The sequence below is a fragment of the Hominiventricola sp. genome, from assembly GCF_057604405.1.
Map to the genome: position 1 here is coordinate 58692 of NZ_DBLYVB010000005.1, position 19249 is coordinate 77940.

Annotated in this window: 16 protein-coding genes and 1 other RNA gene; 1 reads left to right on the forward strand and 16 read right to left on the reverse strand. The window is 47.6% G+C overall.

The annotated features are described in order from the left end of the window. Position 1 precedes the first annotated feature (1 nt). The 8 genes from ACZMB2_RS05060 to ACZMB2_RS05095 form a co-directional block, all read right to left on the reverse strand. A complete protein-coding gene (locus ACZMB2_RS05060) occupies positions 2 to 1153 on the reverse strand; it encodes an aminotransferase class V-fold PLP-dependent enzyme (RefSeq protein ID WP_487595812.1) in 1152 nt (383 codons plus the stop codon). Then, on the reverse strand, positions 1140 to 2192 hold the full coding sequence (locus ACZMB2_RS05065) for an XdhC family protein (protein ID WP_487595813.1): 1053 nt from the start codon (positions 2190 to 2192) through the stop codon (positions 1140 to 1142). Before ACZMB2_RS05065 ends, ACZMB2_RS05060 begins: the two co-directional genes overlap by 14 nt. Continuing rightward, the gene (gene yqeB, locus ACZMB2_RS05070; protein WP_487595814.1) at positions 2185 to 3027 is read right to left on the reverse strand and encodes a selenium-dependent molybdenum cofactor biosynthesis protein YqeB; all 843 of its coding nucleotides are present in this window, start codon (positions 3025 to 3027) and stop codon (positions 2185 to 2187) included. Before yqeB ends, ACZMB2_RS05065 begins: the two co-directional genes overlap by 8 nt. Then, positions 3020 to 3652, reverse strand: coding sequence for a selenium cofactor biosynthesis protein YqeC (gene yqeC, locus ACZMB2_RS05075; protein WP_118770146.1), 633 nt, complete (start codon positions 3650 to 3652; stop codon positions 3020 to 3022). The genes yqeB and yqeC overlap by 8 nt, the downstream gene beginning before the upstream one ends. Then, a complete protein-coding gene (locus ACZMB2_RS05080; protein WP_487595815.1) occupies positions 3642 to 5087 on the reverse strand; it encodes a uracil-xanthine permease family protein in 1446 nt (481 codons plus the stop codon). The genes yqeC and ACZMB2_RS05080 overlap by 11 nt, the downstream gene beginning before the upstream one ends. A gap of 130 nt (positions 5088 to 5217) precedes the next feature. Beyond that, the gene (locus ACZMB2_RS05085) at positions 5218 to 6600 is read right to left on the reverse strand and encodes a uracil-xanthine permease family protein (protein ID WP_487595816.1); all 1383 of its coding nucleotides are present in this window, start codon (positions 6598 to 6600) and stop codon (positions 5218 to 5220) included. Between the two features lie 87 nt (positions 6601 to 6687). Next, a complete protein-coding gene (locus ACZMB2_RS05090; RefSeq protein WP_487595817.1) occupies positions 6688 to 7725 on the reverse strand; it encodes an N-acetylmuramoyl-L-alanine amidase family protein in 1038 nt (345 codons plus the stop codon). Next, positions 7722 to 8429: a hypothetical protein gene (locus tag ACZMB2_RS05095; RefSeq protein ID WP_308458649.1), complete on the reverse strand. Its 708-nt coding sequence runs from the start codon at positions 8427 to 8429 to the stop codon at positions 7722 to 7724. The genes ACZMB2_RS05090 and ACZMB2_RS05095 overlap by 4 nt, the downstream gene beginning before the upstream one ends. 145 nt (positions 8430 to 8574) lie before the next feature. Here ACZMB2_RS05095 and brnQ point away from each other — a divergent pair, with 145 nt between their 5' ends. Next, on the forward strand, positions 8575 to 9675 hold the full coding sequence (gene brnQ, locus ACZMB2_RS05100) for a branched-chain amino acid transport system II carrier protein (RefSeq protein WP_487595818.1): 1101 nt from the start codon (positions 8575 to 8577) through the stop codon (positions 9673 to 9675). A gap of 91 nt (positions 9676 to 9766) precedes the next feature. On the opposite strand, the gene ACZMB2_RS05105 is transcribed toward brnQ, so the two are convergent. From ACZMB2_RS05105 to ACZMB2_RS05140, 8 genes are all read right to left on the reverse strand, one after another. Then, complete coding sequence (locus ACZMB2_RS05105) at positions 9767 to 10897, reverse strand: Ldh family oxidoreductase (RefSeq protein WP_487595819.1); 1131 nt, start codon at positions 10895 to 10897, stop codon at positions 9767 to 9769. 128 nt (positions 10898 to 11025) lie between these two features. Then, complete coding sequence (locus ACZMB2_RS05110) at positions 11026 to 11688, reverse strand: FadR/GntR family transcriptional regulator (RefSeq protein WP_487595820.1); 663 nt, start codon at positions 11686 to 11688, stop codon at positions 11026 to 11028. 64 nt (positions 11689 to 11752) lie between these two features. Then, the gene (locus ACZMB2_RS05115; protein WP_487595821.1) at positions 11753 to 13240 is read right to left on the reverse strand and encodes an AAA family ATPase; all 1488 of its coding nucleotides are present in this window, start codon (positions 13238 to 13240) and stop codon (positions 11753 to 11755) included. Between the two features lie 58 nt (positions 13241 to 13298). Continuing rightward, a complete protein-coding gene (locus ACZMB2_RS05120; protein ID WP_487595822.1) occupies positions 13299 to 14522 on the reverse strand; it encodes a dicarboxylate/amino acid:cation symporter in 1224 nt (407 codons plus the stop codon). 156 nt (positions 14523 to 14678) lie between these two features. Beyond that, positions 14679 to 15353, reverse strand: a complete 675-nt coding sequence (locus ACZMB2_RS05125; protein WP_487595823.1) for a response regulator transcription factor — start codon at positions 15351 to 15353, stop codon at positions 14679 to 14681. Positions 15354 to 15464: 111 nt separating this feature from the next. Continuing rightward, positions 15465 to 15804, reverse strand: a transfer-messenger RNA (tmRNA) gene (gene ssrA / locus ACZMB2_RS05130). Between the two features lie 103 nt (positions 15805 to 15907). Continuing rightward, positions 15908 to 17407: a sensor histidine kinase gene (locus ACZMB2_RS05135; RefSeq protein ID WP_487595824.1), complete on the reverse strand. Its 1500-nt coding sequence runs from the start codon at positions 17405 to 17407 to the stop codon at positions 15908 to 15910. 125 nt (positions 17408 to 17532) lie between these two features. After that, positions 17533 to 19239 carry a [FeFe] hydrogenase, group A gene (locus ACZMB2_RS05140; RefSeq protein ID WP_487595825.1) on the reverse strand — a complete coding sequence of 569 codons (1707 nt, stop codon included), beginning with the start codon at positions 19237 to 19239 and terminating at the stop codon, positions 17533 to 17535. Positions 19240 to 19249 lie beyond the last annotated feature (10 nt).

Consider the following 19249-nt stretch of genomic DNA (forward strand, 5'->3'; position numbering starts at 1 on the left):
ACTACTGCTGTGCTGCTGCAATGGTCTTCACCCCACGGACTGCCGCAAGCACTTCTTCCTCTTTATTATAATAGGAAAAGCTGAATCTTACCATCCCCTGTTTTTCCGTTTGAAAATATTGATGCATGAGAGGTGCGCAGTGGGCACCCGCTCTGGTAATGATACCGAACTCTTCCTGGAGCCAGTCACTGACTTCGGATGCGTCCATATCACCGATATTTAATGAGACGACAGGGCAGCGGACTGCCGCCGGATCGGAAAAATCACCGTAAATTTTTATACCCGGAATTTCCCGGACCCCATCGTAAAATTGCTGCATGAATCGGTGTTCTTTCTCATAAATAGCGGACAAACCAATGTTCTGAATCTCCCGCACCGCTGCCAACAGTCCAGCGATGCCGTGTCCGTTCAGTGTGCCGGCCTCCAGATGTTCCGGATAGTCATCGGGCTGCTTTTTCAGAAAACTGTGGACTCCGGTACCACCGCTTTTAAAGGGACGGATCTCTACCTCTTCTCTCACGTAAAGTCCGCCTGTTCCCTGGGGACCCATAAGGCTCTTATGTCCGGTAAAGCAGAGTACGTCGATCTGCATTCTCTCTATATCAATGGGCAGCACTCCCGCCGTCTGGGACGCATCCACCACAAATAGGAGGCCATTCCGTTTCGCAATCTGTCCCATACGATACAGATCCACCACATTTCCGGTGAGATTGGAGGCATGGGTACAGATGACAGCCCTTGTCTCCGGCCGGATGGCGGCTTCGATCCCCTCATAATCGACGGTTCCCTGTTTCCCGCTTTTCACAATGGTAAGAGAGATTCCATTTTGTTCCTGTTCTGCATACAGGGGGCGAAGCACGGAATTATGTTCCAGTTCCGTAGTGATCACATGGTCTCCCGGTACAAAGATTCCGCGAATTGCCATGTTCAGCCCTTCGGTAGAATTAGAGGTAAAAACAAGCCTCGACGGATCTGTTCCACCGAAAAATTCTGTCAAAGTCCGTCTTGCTTCATAGATCACCCTGGATGCCCGAAGGGATGTGCTTCCTGATCCTCGGCCGGAGTTTCCCATATTTCTCATGGCATCTGCCACCGCTTCAATCACCGCCTCCGGCTTTCTCAGGGTGGTCGCCGCATTATCAAGATAGATCATCTGTTTCCTCCAGCAAAACCAGAATCGTTCCACCGCAGACCATGCCTTCTTCTTCCGCATTATCCGTAGTCATGCGGATTCTGATTTTTTCACAGGCCGGATGGGGAACTCCTTCCCTTATCTTATAAAAATGTTTCCTGCATGCCATGATCACTTCCGCTTCCGCACATCCTCCACCGATGGTTCCCACCACACGTCCCAAAGAGGTCACCACCATCTGGGTGCCTGCGCTTCGCGGTGCACTTCCGTGTTTTTCAATAATGGTACAGAGCATTTTCTGCTCACCATCCTCCGGCGCTTTTGTCAGTTCTTCCAGCACCTGCTCATCAAGGGCTGTCTCTTTGGCATGCTCACTTCTCACTTTTACGATTTCACTCATCACCGACAAGGCAATCTCTGCCGGTGTCTGTGCTCCGATAGGCAATCCGATGGGTGCATGAAGGGACTCCACCAGCTCCGGTGCAAATCCGGCTTCCACCAAGTCTTTTTTCATAAGGAAAGACCGTTTCTTCGATCCCATCATACCGATATACGCATGGGATTTCTTAAAAATTTCCAGCAGGCATTCCTGATCAAACCGATGTCCTCTGGTCATGCACACAAAATAGTGATCCCTGCTGCCCGTCATCTGCCGCAGAAGTTCTGCATAGTCGCCACAGAACACCTGATCAGCGCCTTCTCTTCTGGCGCTCTCCGCAAAAAGAGGCCGGTCTTCCAACACCACAATCTCAAAATTCAGAAGCTTTGCCATGCGGATCAGCGCAGTCGCCACATGCCCGGCTCCGCAGATCACAAGCTTTGCCTGCTTTCCCAGGGGCTGCACAAATACTTCCTGCCCGTCTATCCGCTGAAGTCCTTTTCCACACAACTGCCGGATGCGGGACTCTGTAAAAAATGTACCCTTTCGGCTTTGCATCGTACCGTTTTCCACAAACACTTTCTCGCCTGCAGCCGGTCCCTCTGTCACCGTAGCAAGAAACGCTTCTTTCTCTCTGTTCCATGCCCCGACAGAGGCATAAAAATGATCTGTTCTATCCATTTACATATCCACAGACCGCTTCCAGCACGCTGCCACCAATGCTCCGCGCTTTATCCGAGATGGTAAAGCAGTTGGCAAGCTCGCTCTCTCTCGGATCAATGTCCGCGATCTTGAATCCTTTCTGAAAATGATAGCCTTCCCGGATGAGTCCCCGGATAATGCCTGAAATAGATGCCTCCACTGACACATAAGAACCGGAAAATGTGCCGTCCTCTGTCATTTTCTCATAAATCCGGGCAATCTCCTCACCCTTTTCCACGATATCTCCGATCTGACGGATATTTTTCATATAACCGGCTGCCTCCGCATGGAGAACCCTCTCTTTCGTAAAACCGCCGATGTTACCGGGAATTCCGGTATTGGGTAATGCCGACCCGGTCGTAAAAATGCGCGCCAGATTATGGCCCCGCATGGATTCCACCACCAGATCCACATCCGCACCTGCGGTAAATCCGGGACCAACTCCAATAACCAGCGGTGCCATCTCTTTTGCAGTCCCCAGGTTTTTCTTTGCAATAATGGCGTCCACCACAATATCCGGTTTCAACAATGGGATGGAACTGCCCTCCGGATCCACCAGGATGGGCACACGTCCCTCTTCCAGCACATGGTTTACAGAGGCTCTGTTTGCTGAAGCAATCCGCTCTGCTGTCACACCTTCCACCGTCGCCGTTCCATCATAGACTGCCTCGGAAAAGGATACCTGCCGTCGAATAGCCGCAGGACTGTCGGTTTCCAGCACCAGCACCGGGAATCCGGCCCGAAACAGCCGATGCACAATGCCTGTGGCCAGATCTCCGCCTCCCCTGCAGATAATCAAAATTTTTTTATTCATAATCCCCCACTGCCTCCTGCCAGGTGCGAAACAAAAACTTCTGCTCTGTTTTCTCTGACAGCAGCACATGAAATTCTCCGGAAAAGTTCATTTCCCGGAGTTTTTCCTCATAGGCCTTCCGAATCAGACGAAGTTCTGCAATTCCGACCGTTTTTTTACCGGAAATTCCGGTAAGCTCTGCCATCCTATCAAATCGGAAGATTACATCCTGACAGGACTTTCCCAAATCCCAGATTCCAAGCACCAGAATCACATCCGTCGCTTCTGCCGGAATGACCGGCTCGTGCTCTGCCGGGTATTTCAAAGAATAATGTTTCGCACCATCTGCTTCTATTAAAACATAATCGGCAGCGATCAGCAAGTCACGAAACACAGGTTCCGGCAAAGAACCTATTTTCTGCTTCTGCCCAGGACACAGACTTCCCGCCATGCAGTATCCGGTTCTTTTTATTTTTTCCCTTATAGCAAAAGAATCGCAGGAAAGATCCGTGTCCGATTCCACCAGCATATGTGTGGTCGTCGTTACCAGCACGGAAGCACCTTTCCTGCGATATTCTTCAGCCAGCCGATGGATGAGGGTGGTTTTCCCACCCGCACCAACAACTGCGATCTTTTTATTCTTCATCTTCAATATCCCACATCTTGCGGACTGGTTTTGAATTCTTCGGCAGGACAATGTTTAACAGAATAGCTGCCAGAGAACAGGGGACAATACCGGAGCCGCCAAATACCAGCTGAATATAATAGGGCAGCTGGGAGGTTGCTCCATTGGTTGCACCCAGACCATATCCCAGACCGATGGCTACCGAAATAATCGTAATCTCACGGCTTCCAATGGGTTCCTTGGTAATCAGCTGGATACCGGAGATCAGGATGGATGCAAACATCATAACAGCAGCACCACCAAGTACAGACTGGGGCATCACAGACATGATGGCTCCGATTTTCGGACAGAAACCACAGAGGATCAGGAAAATAGCGCCCATGGAAATCGCAAAACGATTGACAACCTTCGTCATGGATACCAGACCTACGTTCTGTGAGAAAGAGGTATTCGGCAGTACACCGAACAGTGCCGCAAATGAAGAACCAAGTCCGTCACAGATCACACCACCGGATAACTCCGTATCTGTTGCCTCGCGCGCCATACCACCCTCGATGCAGGCAGAAATATCACCTACCGTCTCGATAGCTGTTACAATAAACATAATGCCAATAGGAATAATGGCATTTGCCTGAAAAACCACATGCATGTCAGACAGGGCACCGAATCCAATAAAACTCGGTACTGCAATCCATGCTGCATTCTTAATCTGCTCAAAATTAACAACCCAGGAATAGGTATACTCTGCACCGTCTGCATTGATACCTACGGTCGGAAGTACCAGTGTCATAACCACTGCCACTGCATAGCCTGCCAGAATACCGAACAGAATGGCTGCAGAAGAAAGCACGCTGTCCTGCGGTGCAAAATGCTTCAGCAGAATAATGACAATCAGTACTACAAATCCAAGAAACAGGTTCTGCAGAGAGCCATAATCTGCTTTTCCGCTTCCACCACAGAAATAGTTAATACCCACCCCCAGAAGGGAAAGACCGATGGCAATGACAACAGAGCCGGTTACAATGGCCGGGAAAAATTTGCGAAGCGGTTTTAAAAACATTCCGAGAACGCCCTCGAAAATACCGCCCACAATACAGGCTCCCATAATAGCACCGTATGCAAGGATTCCGCCTCCACAGGCAGCCACTGTATTATTCAGCACCCCGAGGAATCCGGAAGAAGTTCCCATAACAATCGGCACTTTACCACCTACCGGTCCGATAGAAAAGAGCTGTACCAGGGTTACGATACCTGCCATAACCATGGCATTCTGCAGCAAAGCGGTACGGAGATCACCAAATCCGGCATCCGCAGTCAGTCCGCAGAGACCCATCACAATAATCAGCGGGGTCAGATTTCCAATAAACATAGCCATTACATGCTGTAATCCCAGCGGAATGGCCTGTGAAAGAGGAATTCTTCCTTCGAAATCATAAGGGGTAGAATTTTTTTTCATAAAATAAAGCCTCCAAAACTTTCGTAAAATATTAGATCGACTAATATTTTACGAAGTTCCGGAGGCCTGGTCAATGGCATGTTTCCTTATTTTTCCTACTTAACGTTCATTAGTTTTTCTTATAAATAAGTTATGCGTGAATACCTCTGTTCTCATCACCGGAAGTATTCACACCGAATTCATAATCATTACCCGGAAGAATGATGTTCAGAACAATACCTGCGATGGCTGCAATAGCCAGAGCAGTCAGGGTGATGGAAGTTCCACCGATGGTGAAGGTCAGTCCGCTGCTGAATCCAAGACCACACACAAAGATAACTCCTGCAATAATCAGGTTTCTGGATTTTGTCAGATCAACTTTATTTTCTACCACATTGCGGACACCGATCGCAGAGATCATACCATAGAGCATAAAGCTGACGCCTCCGATGATGGAAGCCGGCATGGTACTGATAATGGCAGATACCTTCGGAATAAAGCTGATGATAATTGCAAATACCGCAGCGATTCGGATAACTCTTGGGTCATGCACACGGCTCAGCTCCAGAACGCCGGTATTCTCACCGTAAGTGGTATTGGCAGGTCCGCCAAGGAATCCGGCAAGAGAGGTCGCAAGTCCGTCACCAAGCAGGGTTCTGTGAAGACCCGGATCTGCCAGATAGTTTTCTCCAACAGTTGCTGAGATTGCGGACATATCACCTACATGCTCCATCATCGTTGCGATGGCAATCGGTGCCATAACGAGGATGGCCGTCACGTCAAATTTGCAGATCTGAATAGGCGGAATTCCCATAATACCTGCAGAGGCAATGGCAGAGAAATCAAGGATAGCAGAACCGTCCGGATTGGTGATGCCGATCATGTTCATAAACAGTGCTACTGCATAGGAAATGACAACACCCATAAGAATCGGGATGATTTTGAACATTCCTTTTCCCCAGATATTAAATACAATAATCACGGCCAGTGCCACAAAAGCAAGGAACCAGTTGGTGGATGCATTGTTGATGGCAGAGGATGCAAGGCTTAAACCGATGCAGATGATAACCGGTCCGGTGACTACCGGCGGGAGATATCTCATGACACGTTTTACACCTACCATACGGATAATCAATGCCAGTACCAGATACAAAAGACCTGCCACTACCACACCGCCGCAGGCATAGGCAGCCTTGTCGTTCGCACTCATTCCCGCATACATGCCGGTATCCAGATGGGCAACGGTGGAAAATCCACTTAAAAATGCAAAGGAAGAACCCAGAAATGCGGGAACTTTAAATTTTGCACACACGTGGAACAATAACGTACCAAATCCGGCACAGAACAGAGTGACTGCTACGGTCAGACCACGGGTTGGTCCCTCTCCGCAGGCATCCACAAAATAGCTGTTGACCAGAATCGGCACCAGGATGGTGGCTCCGAACATGGCAAACATGTGCTGAAGGCCAAGGATGAGCATTTTAGGCACACCCAGTTGTCTGGCATCGCGAATTACATCATTGGACTCATTCATAACTTTTTCCTTTCCTCTTTGGCTTGGTTAATTTGACCTTTTTAACTGTTATTATAGGAGTATTTATTTTTGAATACAAGAGTGAAATTACGATTGTCCAAAATAACTGTTCACACCCTGTACCAGTCCATTGCCTAAAAGGTCCAGCACGCTGTCCGAATGGTCAGAGCAGGCATTTCCAAGCTCCATGTCCACGGACGGTATCGTACTGTAGGAAGTCTGGGTCAGATCAATGCTCATACTTCCGCCACCATGGATCTTTGCTCCCTGTGCCCGCAGACCTTCTACAAGGGCTGAACCCAGTGCATTGTGTTCGCTCCAGTGGGAGGCCACCGGCTCCATAGATTTGAGACCGTCCGGTACGGAGATGTAGAAACAGCCTTTGTCATAATTAAGCCCGTCTCCATCCCAGTGAAGGGCAATATGACAGTCTGCTGCGTTGTTACAGATAACCGTACGTGCCACATTATCAAGCTGTACATCATCCCCGTCACGAAGCATGAGAACATCATATCCTACTGCCAGCAGCTTCTCTTTTAAGATCTGCGCCATCCGCAGAGTGACGCTGCTCTCCGGTGTGCCATCGTTGAACGTCATGCCAGAAGATACAGCGACAGCCTCTGTCGCTCCGGCTGCGGTGGTGCCTCCGGTCACTTTGGCGGAACCGTCCGGATGGCACAGAGTCTTCACCTTTGTACCGCCAGAAGTGCCATGTCCGGCATTGACACCTACCACGATTTCTTTTCGGTTCTCCGCGGCTTTATAAAGCACTGCCGCACCGGAATTGATCTTCGAGTGATCCGCGTAAGTCCAGGAGGGATCAAGGGTGATCTGGCCGCCGTCCTCATAAACCACCGGGGCAGGTGCCGCTTCGGTTTCTTCCGGTTCTGTTTTTCCCGATTCTGCTGCATCATCCACCGTTGGGACTTCTTTCAACTGATCTTCTTCATCAGTCTTCTCCTGTTCGTCACCTTCTTCTTCCGCTGTCTCCTCCGGCACAGGTTCTTCCTCCGCAGTCTCTACATTTTCCACTTCCGGTACCTCCACCTCCTGCGCTCCGCAGCCGCCTATTCCCAGCACCAGTACGCCCGTCAGCAGGCACATCACCATTTTCTGTTTCATCATCTGTCACCTGCTTTCCGATAACGGGTGGTCTGCAGCACCCATTTCTGATCCATCTTTCGTACTCCATCCTCAAACCGGATATGCAGATGGACACCACCGGCCCGCTGCTCCACTTTCTCGATGCTTCCAGCTCCGAATTTCGGATGTTCCACACTGTCGCCCACCTGATACTGCACCTTGCTGTCTCTGGTTTTCTTATATTCCTGCTCCCGACGGTAATGATCCCGCATAGGAACCGTGTGGTCGTGAATCTTCGATTTCAGCACCTTGTCATAGTCATGGTTCATAAGCGCTTCCCCGGCTTTATAATAAGGCGTCGGCGCTGCTCCAACCAGAGAACAGCAGTATTTCCAGGCGCTTCCGTGCTTTCCCGTCTGCCACTGGTACTTCTCCGGAATCTTCATATGTGCCTGCATATAATGGGCATATTCATGTTTATATAAATCCATCCGGTCGTCCCGGCTTAATGGATGTTCCACGGAATATCCCACAAACAGCAGGGAAAAATGAAAATGTTCCCGTTCTCCGCCTCCTGCCTGTGTATAAGAGCCAAGGCAATCTCGGTCCATTCCGAACGTCATCGGCACCTTCGCCCCTTCCAGATGGAATTTTTGATCCAGCTCTGCATAAAGTTTCCTGATCTGTGTAGTCAGAATCGGAATTTCTTTATGAAGAGCCTCATATAACATTTCTCTATCCAGCATGTCTCTTCCTCCATGGCTCCTATTATACGCATACCTGTGCATCTTACACAATATTAATTCAGCTCATTTATAAATATTGTAGCTTGAATTATTTTCATTTTCTGTTTATACTGGAAAGAAGCATATTGGAAAAGAGGGAGATTTTATGCAGAACTTATCCATGAAACATCGGTGCATCATTGGATTTACATTATTTTCCATGTTTTTTGGTGCCGGGAACCTGATTTTCCCGCCTCTGTTGGGGGCACAGGCGGGAAGAGACACCCTTCTTGCCATGGCAGGATTAGGTCTGACAGCTGTCCTGCTGCCGATCCTGTCTGTCATGGCTGTGGCCCGGCACGATGGACTCACCAAGCTGGTCGGCAGTATTCATCCGGTACTGGCTGTCCTGTTCGCCGTCTTTGTTCATCTGATGATCGGACCCTGCGTGGCTATTCCGCGAACCGCATCCACCAGCTTTGAGATGGCGGTGGCTCCGTTTTTTCACAACAGTGATCAGACTTTATTCCTGATCCGCTGCGTTTACTCCTTTGTATTTTTCACAGTAGCTATCATGATTGCGCTGAAACCGACCCATTTAAAAGACCTGCTCGGGAAGATCATGACGCCGGTCCTGTTGGTGTTGATTGCCGTAACCTTTTTCGGCGTCCTCGTAAAACTGCCGGCACTTTTTGCCGCACCCAATGCCTACTATGCAGGGCACCCCATCCGCAGCGGATTTATCACCGGCTACCAGACCATGGACATTCTGGCCGCCTACAACTTCGGCACAGTTATCTCCATGAACATTGGATCCTTTGGCATTACAGATAAAAAAGCAGTTGCTTCCGAGACAATTCGCGCCGGCATCATGGCCGGTGTCATGCTGATCATCGTCTACGGTGCCACCTCCTACATTGGAGCCGTGTGCAGTGTGGATTTTCCGGGCGCACAGAACGGTGCAGAAATCCTGACCTGGGCTGTCAAAGCATGCTACGGCATCTATGGGCAGCTGATCATCGGAGCCATTTTCTTCATCGCCTGTTTTAACGTATGCGTGGGACTTCTCTGCTGCTGTGCCACTTTCTTCCATGAGCTGCTTCCGAAGATTTCTTATGTGGCATGGCTGATCATTTTTGCAGTGTCCAGCTTCGTCATTTCCAGTGCCGGACTGAACTTTATCCTTACTATGTCCCTTCCGGTGCTGCAGATCATGTGCCCGGTTGCGATTCTGATTACGGTCTATGGATTAATTCGTAAACCTTAAACAGATATTTTTCATTGCTGTTGTGGCATAAAAAAACCGCAGGTCTGCGTGTTTCCACGCATTCCTGCGGATTTATGATTAACTCTGCAGCTTAATAATTTCCGGTAAAAAACTTGCTGTCGCGCTGCAACTGATAATCCTTAAAATAAGAAGAAAAATCAAGTTTCAGGTAATCGCAGAGATTTGCCAGCTCTGCCATAGTATTATCATTGACCTGAATGCCATGTTCCATACGATCTTTCTGAGCCAGAACCTCTTTTTCTCCGTGAGTATAGATTTTCTCTGCTCCGTCTGCTTTCGGGCTCTCCCGTAATGCTTCCAGATAATCTGAAAAATGCTTTTTGATCGCTTCCGGATCACCGAAGACTGCCGGATTCACTGCAATAAATCCATGACAGATACCGGTTTTGTCCGGGAAGGTACAGCATTTATCAGAAGTTACTCCCATGGAAAGGATAGAACTGAACAGCTCACAGAGCATACCGTAACCATAACCTTTATGGCCTCCGCTCACTTCCCTGTCGCCGCCAAGAGGCATGATCCCACCGCCCTTCTTGCCGACGATATTTGCCAGCACATCCGGTGCGCTGGTACTTTCCTGTCCGTCGCTTCCCAGTGCCCATCCATGAGGCAGATCTTTGCCCATCTTGTTGTACATCTCCAATTTTCCTCTGGTTACCACCGTAGTGGAACAGTCAAAAAGGAACGGATAAGGTTCTGCAGGCATAGCAACTGCGATTGGATTTGAGCCAAGCATGGCTTTCTTGCCAAAGGTCGGTACCATAATTGCTTCTGAGTTGGTACATGCCATTCCAAGAAGACCTTCATCACTTGCCATCTTTGCATAATACCCCGCAATGCCAAAATGGTTGGATTCCCGGACAGTTACCATGCCAATACCGGTAGTTTTCGCCTTCTCAATGGCCTTTTTCATGGCAAAGATGGAAATAAGCTGTCCCATGCCATTATGTCCATCGATCACTGCAGATACCGGTGTTTCAAATACCACCTCCGGCTTTGCCTGAGGATGGATGGTTCCTTTTTCAATTCCCTTGTGATAACGCACCATACGCTGCATACCGTGACTCTCAATTCCATAAAGATCCGCCATCAGAAGCACGTCTTCAATGTCCTTGCTCTCTTCGTCACTGAACCCGAAAGCACGAAATGCATCATAACAAAATTTCTCTAATACCTGATAACTCCATTTTACATACCCCATACTCATTCTCCTTTTTTGGTATTACCAATCAACAAACAGATTATACCATTTCGCATATAAAAATACAATAAAAAAAAGAATAATTTACGGAATTTTTGCACTCCGCAAATCATTCTCTTTCTCATTTTCTACATACCAGAGATTTCTTTGATATAATTTTCTATGGTCTGCATATGCTCTTTCATACAGTTCTCTGCCAGCTCTTCATCATGGCTGATGATGGCACTGACCAGATTCCGGTGCTGCTCATCCACATGAGCCACCGACTGCTGCTTCTGCATGATATAAGCCCGGATGCCGGTGATAATGTTTTCCGTCAACTGGGCAGAAGCACTCATGACTCCGAAAATCATGGGATTTTTCGCCATCTCTCCGATCTTGATATGAAGCTGTCGGTCAAGATCTGCCCGCTCGCTCTCATCCTGAGAAGCATCCAGTTTCGCAATAATCAGCTGCAATTCCGCTGCATCCACCGGAGAACAGTTTCTGGCTGCCAATATGGCACATTCTACTTCCAGCGCAGCACGCAGCTGCTGATTCTGATAAACGCTGCTGTTATTCAGCCGAAACAGAATAGAGAGGGGCCGGATCATGCTGTTTTCCAGATTCTCGGAAATATAATTGGCTCCGCCATGTACCGTTGTAATCACGCCGAGAATATTCAGCGCCCGCAGCACCTCCCGCAGCATAGGTCTTGAAATTCCAAGAGCCTCTGCCATGACCCGCTCTGCCGGAAGCGCATCTCCCTTATGAAGCTTTCCTGACTGCACTTTTTCAAGAATCTGATCCATAATTTCCTGAAAGGGATTTTCTTTTCGAATTTCTGTGAACATCTGTCTTTGCCTTTCCAGTCCCTTACTGTGCCAGTAGTTCTCTTACCATGGTTCCGTCAAAGGAGACAGAAGCTACATGATTTACTTCGATCTGATAGAGCGCATTCGCTGCAATATGCTCTGCTGCCTGCTCCAGATCCCGAATACCGGATGTATGGGCGAAAATGTCCATGACTGCTTCCAGCCCTTCCTCCGTGACAATACATTCCTCTTTCTTCAGGCTCATTCTCTTTAACACCTTCGGCAGTGCAAATCTGGAAAAAATAATCTTCTTCTCTTCCTTCGTATAATCCGGAATCTCAATCACTGCAAAACGGGACATGAGAGGCGCACTGATCTGGGATTTATCATTGGCAGTCGCAATCGGGTACACACCGACTGTCGGCACCATACATTCCATATAATTGTCCGTAAATCCAAGGTTATCAAGAAGCGTTAAGAGTACATCAGCCGGATTTCCATTGCCTTTTCCTGATGCAGCTTTGTCAAGCTCGTTGATAATGAAAACCAAGTTGGACTCTCCTGCTGCTGAGAAGGCTTCCATAATAATACCGGGCTTTGCATTGGAATAGATACGGGAGCTTCCGGTCAGCTGCTCCGGATCATTGATGGAACTCATATCCAGGGTCGTCCACGGCAGTTTCAGAATCCGGGCTACTGCATAGGCAATCTGGGATTTTCCGGTTCCCGCCGGTCCCACCAGCAGAAGCCCATAAGCCGGAAGCGTATGGGTGCGGTTGATCTGAATAATGGTCTCGATAATTCTCTGTTTTACCCGCTCCATACCATATAATTCTTCATCCAGAATTCTTCTGGCTTCTTCCGGATCAATGGCTTCAAAATAATTATTTTTCCACTGTACATTCATCATAATGGACAGTGCTCTCTGTGCATGTCTTCTCTCTTCCGGGGACACCTCGTGGGAACGGGCCACAGCCAGGTTTCTTCTGGCCCACAGGCGGATATTTTCTGGCATGGTATTTCCGGCGCAGGTCATGAAATCTGTGATGCTCTGCAGGCTGGTGAGTTTCATCTCATCTCCTACTTCCTCGTAATCCTCATCCTCTTCAATCTCCTCCGGAGCATGGCTGGCAAAGAGACGGTCCATCATAAACTGCAGAAATCCATCCTCTGCGGATAACTTGGTGCCGCCGCCAAATGCAATCTCACGAATCTTGTAAACAGCATATCCATCCTCCCGATTCTTACCAGACAGACGCACATTGATGTGGTTCTCGCCAAGCCAGCGTAAAAGGCTTACAAATCTGGCATCAATCTCCAGAATATCTGCGCTGAACTTGCCGTCTTCCTCTTCAAATTCAAAGGAAGAACGTTTCACCGGGTTGGTAAAGACACCGATGGAATGATGCTTCCACTGTCTGCTGTGGTTATCCAGAAGAAGGATCGGCTGTTCCGGAGTTGCCTCTCCTGCATCGGAACGGAAGGTTGTATACGTACACTCCGCATGATTTCTCTCATCGGATACGTCGTTAAAATCAAATACTGGCATGTTACATCTGCTCCTCTATCTTTCAAATTTCATTCAATAAAGGAATCATAACATAAAACTAATTATTTTTCATTTCTTTTTTCTTTTCCAGGTTATGTACAACTACACAGCAGGAAGCGTCACCGGTAATATTTACAACGGTACGTCCCATATCAAAAATACGATCCACACCTGCTACCAGGGCAATACCATCCACCGGAAGTCCGACAGAAGTCAGCACCATGGCCAACATCACCATTCCGGCTCCCGGAACACCTGCAGTACCGATGGATGCCAGCGTTGCAGTCAGAATAATGGTCAGCATCTGCGGCAGTGTCAGCTGAATACCATAGCAGGATGCAATGAAAATGGCACAGACGCCCTGATAAATCGCAGTTCCATCCATATTAATGGTTGCTCCCAGGGGAAGTACAAAAGAAGATACTTCCTTGGATACTCCCATCTTCTCCACACACTCCATATTGATGGGAAGTGTTCCTACAGAAGAAGAACTGGAAAATGCAAAAATCATGGCCGGGAACATATTTTTAAAGAACTCAAGCGGACTCAGACCGCCGATTGCTTTTACCGTCAGAGAATATACCACTGCCATATGAACGATGTAGCAAATATAAGCAGCCAGAAGCACCATGGCCAGTGAACCGATAATTGCCGGACCATTGGCTGCAATGACTGGACACAGCAGACAGAATACACCGATAGGAGAAAGTCTTAAAATCAGCTCCATACATTTCATGAAAATGTCATTCAGATCCTGGAATCCCTGAATCACGCGGCTGTTCTTCTCTTCTCCGACCAGAATAATGGCAAATCCAAGGACAATTGCCATGACAATGACCTGCAGCATATTGGCATTTACCATCGGCTCAAAGAAATTGGACGGGAAAATATTAACAACCGTGTCCATAAAGGAAACCGGTTCAGAAGCCTCATATACCAGATCCGTCGTTGCAACTACCGGGAACATTCCTTTAAACAGATTTCCAACGCAAAGGCCAAAGGCAATCGCAAATGCAGTGGTACAGAGATAATAAACAACTGTTTTCAGACCAATGGATCCTACTTTTCTGATATCACTCATGGAAATGATACCACACATGATGGAGAATAATACAATCGGTACAACAATAAACTTCACCAGATTCAGGAAAATAGTTCCGAATGGTTTAATGTAAGAATTTGCAAAATCTGCATAATTCTGCATCAAAAGGCCTGCAATAATGGCCAGTACCAGCGCGATAAAAATCTGCGCTGCAAGGGACAGTTTCTTCTTTTCTTTCATTCTTAGCACCCTCACTTTCTCGTTTGTATTTTTGCTGCCTCATCACTACAGCAAAAAAGACACTACACTCTATGAATGTAATGTCTTATTCCAACATATTTATTGTAACATATGCATAGTTCAGACGCAATAAAAAACGGTATTTTTCGTAAATTCTTATACTTCAAATTTATAGCCCATACCCCAGATGGTCTTGATCATCTCACCTTTTTCACCAAGCTTACTCCTTAACTTCTTCACATGGGTATCAATGGTTCTGGCATCTCCGAAATAATCATAATTCCATACGTTGTTAAGAATTTTCTCTCTGGAAAGAGCAATGCCCTGATTTTCCAGGAAATATGCCAGCAATTCAAATTCCTTATAACTTAATTCAATCTCCTGTCCATCGATCTTCACCTGATGCGCCGCCTTGTTAAGTTCGATGCCGCCTACCGAGATCTCATCATCTTTAGTCAGAAGGTTCGATCTTCTCAAAATCGCTTCCACTCTCGCCACCAGAATCTTCGGGCTGAAGGGTTTGGTAATATATTCATCCACCCCCAGGTCAAAGCCCTGGAGTTCGTCCCGCTCGTCTCCTTTGGCCGTCAGCATGATAATCGGCACTTTGGAGTATTTCCGGATCTCTCTGCAGACCTGCCAGCCATCCATCTTCGGCATCATCACATCCAGAATAATCAGCGCAATGTCCTTCTCCTTAAAGAAAATATCAACTGCTTCCTCTCCGTCTCCTGCTTCCAGCACATCAAAGTTCTGTTTTACCAGGAAATCACGAACCAGCTTTCGCATACGACTCTCATCATCTACAACTAAAATTTTCAGCTTTTCCATACTGCAAGCCTCCATATACTTTTCTCATAGTTTTTATTATAACAAAGGAATATGACAATTCTGTGAAGATTTTAAATTTCAACGAAAAAAGACAGGTCAATGACCTGTCTTCTATGGACCTGAGGGGAATCGAACCCCTGTCCGAAAGCCCATCCATCGCGGTATCTCCCATCACAGCCGCTTATTTGACATTCCCTCTGCTGTACGCCAACCGGCAGGCTTACAGCTTCAGTAGCTTCATGATACGCCCACACGCGCAAAGCTTAACGTGTGTCGTTTCCCACATAGTCGATGCCTGGGTCACAAAGTGTGGGTGCTCTGAGTCAGACAGCTGCCATTAGGCAGCGATTGCTAAATTATCTTCAGCGTTTATATTTATTTTTGCACCTTACGCGGTACCTTCGGATGGCTGCCCCAACTTCAAAACCCCCGTCGAAACCTTTACAAGCCCGATTACTGCATGTAAAGCTGGTGGCTGAAATTTAGCGTATCTATATCTTAGCCTCTGTGTTTGCTTTTGTCAAGAGCCCCTCAATACTAATTTTTTCTTCTTCCTATACTTCATTTTTATCATCCAGTTCAAACCAGAATTCTACTCCATTGTCATAATTGATAACTCCATACCTCTGATGCATGGATTCCATAATCGCTTTTACAATGGACAACCCTACACCGCTGCCGCCATATTCCCTGGTCCTTGCCTTATCTACTTTATAGAACTTATCCCAGATGCGTCCCAGATCTTCCTCCGGAATCGGTCTCCCCGTGTTGAAGACGCCAACACGCACATGATTCGGTTCTTTCTGGATCGTGATCTTGATAACCTTTTCCCCTTCCACGTGATTCAGGGCATTGCTGATATAGTTGGTCAGCACCTGTTCCATCTTAAATTCATTAGCCCAGGCATAGGCCGGCTCCTTCTGGTCAAATACCAGACGGACTTCCTTCTGCTCAAACAGAATCTTCATGGACTGCAGCATATTGTGAAGCATGGCTGTCAGGTCAAACCGTTCCATGGTCACCACTTCATTGCCAAACTCCAGTTCATTAAGGGTCAGCAGATTTTTCACCAGCTTGTTCATTTTGGATGCCTCATCCATAATGACTTCACAGTAAAAATCCCGACTCTCCGCATCATCATTAATACATTCCTTCAGTCCTTCCGCATACCCCTGCACCAATGCAATGGGTGTCTTCAGTTCATGGGATACATTGGAAAGAAATTCCTTCCGCATCTGGTCTCTTTTTTCCTTCTGCTCAATATCCCGCTGCAGTTCGTTATTGGCTGTCTTCAATTCGGAAATGGTTTTTTCCAGCTTCTCTGACAGCTGATTCATATGATTGCCGAGAAATACAATCTCCTCATCCTTGCCGCCGGAAAACTTTACATTAAAATCCAGATCCGTCATCCGTTCAGACAATTTTGCCAGTTCCAAAATCGGCTCGGAAATTCTTCTGGATAAGAACTGAATGGCAACCGCTCCAATCAGCAGCACAAAAATTCCCACCTCCAACAGAAACTTGTTAGCCAACGTGACGCTTTCCCGTAAAGGCTCCACCGCTGTCCGGATTACAAACAGCTCTCCCTGATCCAGAGTGCCTGTGATCTTCAGATATCCTCCTCTGGCTTTTCCGCCGCTTAGACTCATGGTATAATTGTCCGTCTGTTCCCAGATTGTTTTTTTATCCGGCTCTGCCCCCAGCACATACTCATATAATTCTCTCTGCAGTTCTGCGGAATCACGCACTGTTGTCAGCTTGGCATGTCCGTCACTTCCCATGACAAACAGGCTGACATTGTCCACCTCACAGATGGTATTCAGCTTTGTTATGAACGCATCTCCACTCATAGCATCCGCCGCAGAAGCCTCATTCAAATACTGATAGGTTTCCTTTAACGCTTCCATCTTGTTCTTAATATAATATCGCTCCAGGAAAAACATATTCGCCAGCATACAGGCTGCCAGTGCCACGATCAGTACCAGTGAAAAAATCACCGTCATTCGTACTCTGATGGAATGAATATGTCCCGGTCTTCTTTTCTTCTCCGACATTGTCGTTCTCTCCTGTTCCGCCATGTTAAAAAGGCGGAGCACTTCAGGCGCTCCGCCTTTTCACTCTCACGTTATTTTACCACAACATCAGAAAACTTCCATCCTTTTCACAGGAAATTCACTGTTTATGAAGAACAAAACTCGTGATTGTGAAGCAGTTCATGTTCTTTCCCTTTCAGGAAGCCTTCATAGAGTGACATTACCATCGGGTTCTCATCACATTTCTTGATCACTGCTACGTTATCTGCACGATAGATGCCTTCTCTACGGGCTGCCTTAGTACGATCGCCTGCCAGACGCGGCTGGCCTCCACCCATAATACAGCCTCTGCGGCATGCCATGACCTCAATGAGGTGATAGTTCTTTTCACCACTCTGTACCTGCTCCATCACTTTTCTTGCATTGGCAAGGCCGCTGACTACACAGATATTTAAGTCTGTTCCTTCATACGGAACAGAAAATTCTCTGATCAGTCCGTCTTCATTGTCTCCACGGACACCGCACTCTGCAATGCTCTCCAGCGTTGCTTTGTCATGTCCCGGTACCAGGTGACGGATGACTGCCTCGGTTACACCACCGGTTACACCGAAGATCACACCACCGCCGGATCCAAATCCAAAGGGGATATCGGAAGATTCCGGCTCCAGCTCTGCAAAATCAATACCGGTCATGCGGATCATATCGATAAACTCGGTGGTTGTGATCACATAATCCGTATCCTGCTCTCCATGAGTGAAGCTGTTGGGACGTTTTGCTTCCATCTTCTTCGCTGTACACGGCATGAAGGATACCATAACAGTCTTCTTACCCTGATTATGCTCCGGATCACGGAAGTATTCCTTGGTTACTGCAGACATCATACCCTGCGGAGAACGGCAGGTGGATACATTATCCTTATAATCCGGGAACTGATCGCCTACGAATTTTACCCATGCCGGGCAGCAGGAGGTCAGAAGCGGAAGTTTTCCGCCATTTTTCAGACGATCCAGGAACTCTGCAGACTCCTCCACAATCGTAAGATCCGCACTGAATGCAGTATCGTATACTTCATCAAATCCCATGCGGTGAAGCACATTGACAATCTTGCCCATCACGCTCTTTCCCTTCGGAAGTCCAAAGGCGCTGCCGACTGCCACACGCACTGCCGGAGCTACCTGTGCTATCACACGGGTATTCGGATCAGCCAGTGCTTCCCATACTGCTTCTCTGTTATGACGGATGCTGATGGCACCGGTCGGGCAGAAGATCTGACACTGACCACAGTTGACACAATCCGTTTTGGCAATCTCTTTGTCAAATGCCGGCATCACCATAGCTTCGGAACCACGGAATGCAAAATCAAGTGCGCCTACTCCCTGCAGCTCATTGCAGACACGTACACAGTTACCACAAAGAATACATTTATTCGGATCACGCACGATGGACGGAGAACTGAAATCAATTGGCTTCTGCTCTCTGTAGTTGTTGTATCTTACACTGGTCACGCCAAAACGGTGTGCCAGCGTCTGCAGATTACAGTCACCGCTCTTGACGCAGGTAGTACAGTCTCTGCAGTGGGCAGCCAGTAAAAGCTCGATAATCAGCTTTCTGTAGCGTTTCAGTTTTCCGGTATTGGTGTAAATCACCATACCATCCCTTGGCTCCTCTGAGCAGGAGGCAAAGGTTCTTCCCCGGTCATCTTCTACCGTACACAGACGACATGCTCCAAAGGTGGAGAGTTCTGAATGATAACACAGTGTAGGAATATCAATACCTGCCTTACGAATGATGGTCAGGAGATTTTTTTCATCGGTAAATTCTATTTTTCTACCGTCAATTGTAATGATTCCCATATTTCTCCCC

Bases quoted from the DNA above. Each gene is read 5' to 3' on its own strand.
- ACZMB2_RS05095 (WP_308458649.1), bottom strand. From the start codon at position 8,429: ATGCTGGATAGAGAAATGTTATATGAGGCTCTTCATAAAGAAATTCCG.
- ACZMB2_RS05085 (WP_487595816.1), bottom strand. From the start codon at position 6,600: ATGAATGAGTCCAATGATGTAATTCGCGATGCCAGACAACTGGGTGTG.
- ACZMB2_RS05140 (WP_487595825.1), bottom strand. From the start codon at position 19,239: ATGGGAATCATTACAATTGACGGTAGAAAAATAGAATTTACCGATGAA.
- ACZMB2_RS05135 (WP_487595824.1), bottom strand. From the start codon at position 17,407: ATGTCGGAGAAGAAAAGAAGACCGGGACATATTCATTCCATCAGAGTA.
- ACZMB2_RS05065 (WP_487595813.1), bottom strand. From the start codon at position 2,192: ATGGATAGAACAGATCATTTTTATGCCTCTGTCGGGGCATGGAACAGA.
- yqeB (WP_487595814.1), bottom strand. From the start codon at position 3,027: ATGAATAAAAAAATTTTGATTATCTGCAGGGGAGGCGGAGATCTGGCC.
- ACZMB2_RS05090 (WP_487595817.1), bottom strand. From the start codon at position 7,725: ATGATGAAACAGAAAATGGTGATGTGCCTGCTGACGGGCGTACTGGTG.
- ACZMB2_RS05115 (WP_487595821.1), bottom strand. From the start codon at position 13,240: ATGCCAGTATTTGATTTTAACGACGTATCCGATGAGAGAAATCATGCG.
- ACZMB2_RS05120 (WP_487595822.1), bottom strand. From the start codon at position 14,522: ATGAAAGAAAAGAAGAAACTGTCCCTTGCAGCGCAGATTTTTATCGCG.
- ACZMB2_RS05060 (WP_487595812.1), bottom strand. From the start codon at position 1,153: ATGATCTATCTTGATAATGCGGCGACCACCCTGAGAAAGCCGGAGGCG.
- ACZMB2_RS05080 (WP_487595815.1), bottom strand. From the start codon at position 5,087: ATGAAAAAAAATTCTACCCCTTATGATTTCGAAGGAAGAATTCCTCTT.
- ACZMB2_RS05125 (WP_487595823.1), bottom strand. From the start codon at position 15,353: ATGGAAAAGCTGAAAATTTTAGTTGTAGATGATGAGAGTCGTATGCGA.
- yqeC (WP_118770146.1), bottom strand. From the start codon at position 3,652: ATGAAGAATAAAAAGATCGCAGTTGTTGGTGCGGGTGGGAAAACCACC.
- brnQ (WP_487595818.1), top strand. From the start codon at position 8,575: ATGCAGAACTTATCCATGAAACATCGGTGCATCATTGGATTTACATTA.
- ACZMB2_RS05105 (WP_487595819.1), bottom strand. From the start codon at position 10,897: ATGGGGTATGTAAAATGGAGTTATCAGGTATTAGAGAAATTTTGTTAT.
- ACZMB2_RS05110 (WP_487595820.1), bottom strand. From the start codon at position 11,688: ATGGATCAGATTCTTGAAAAAGTGCAGTCAGGAAAGCTTCATAAGGGA.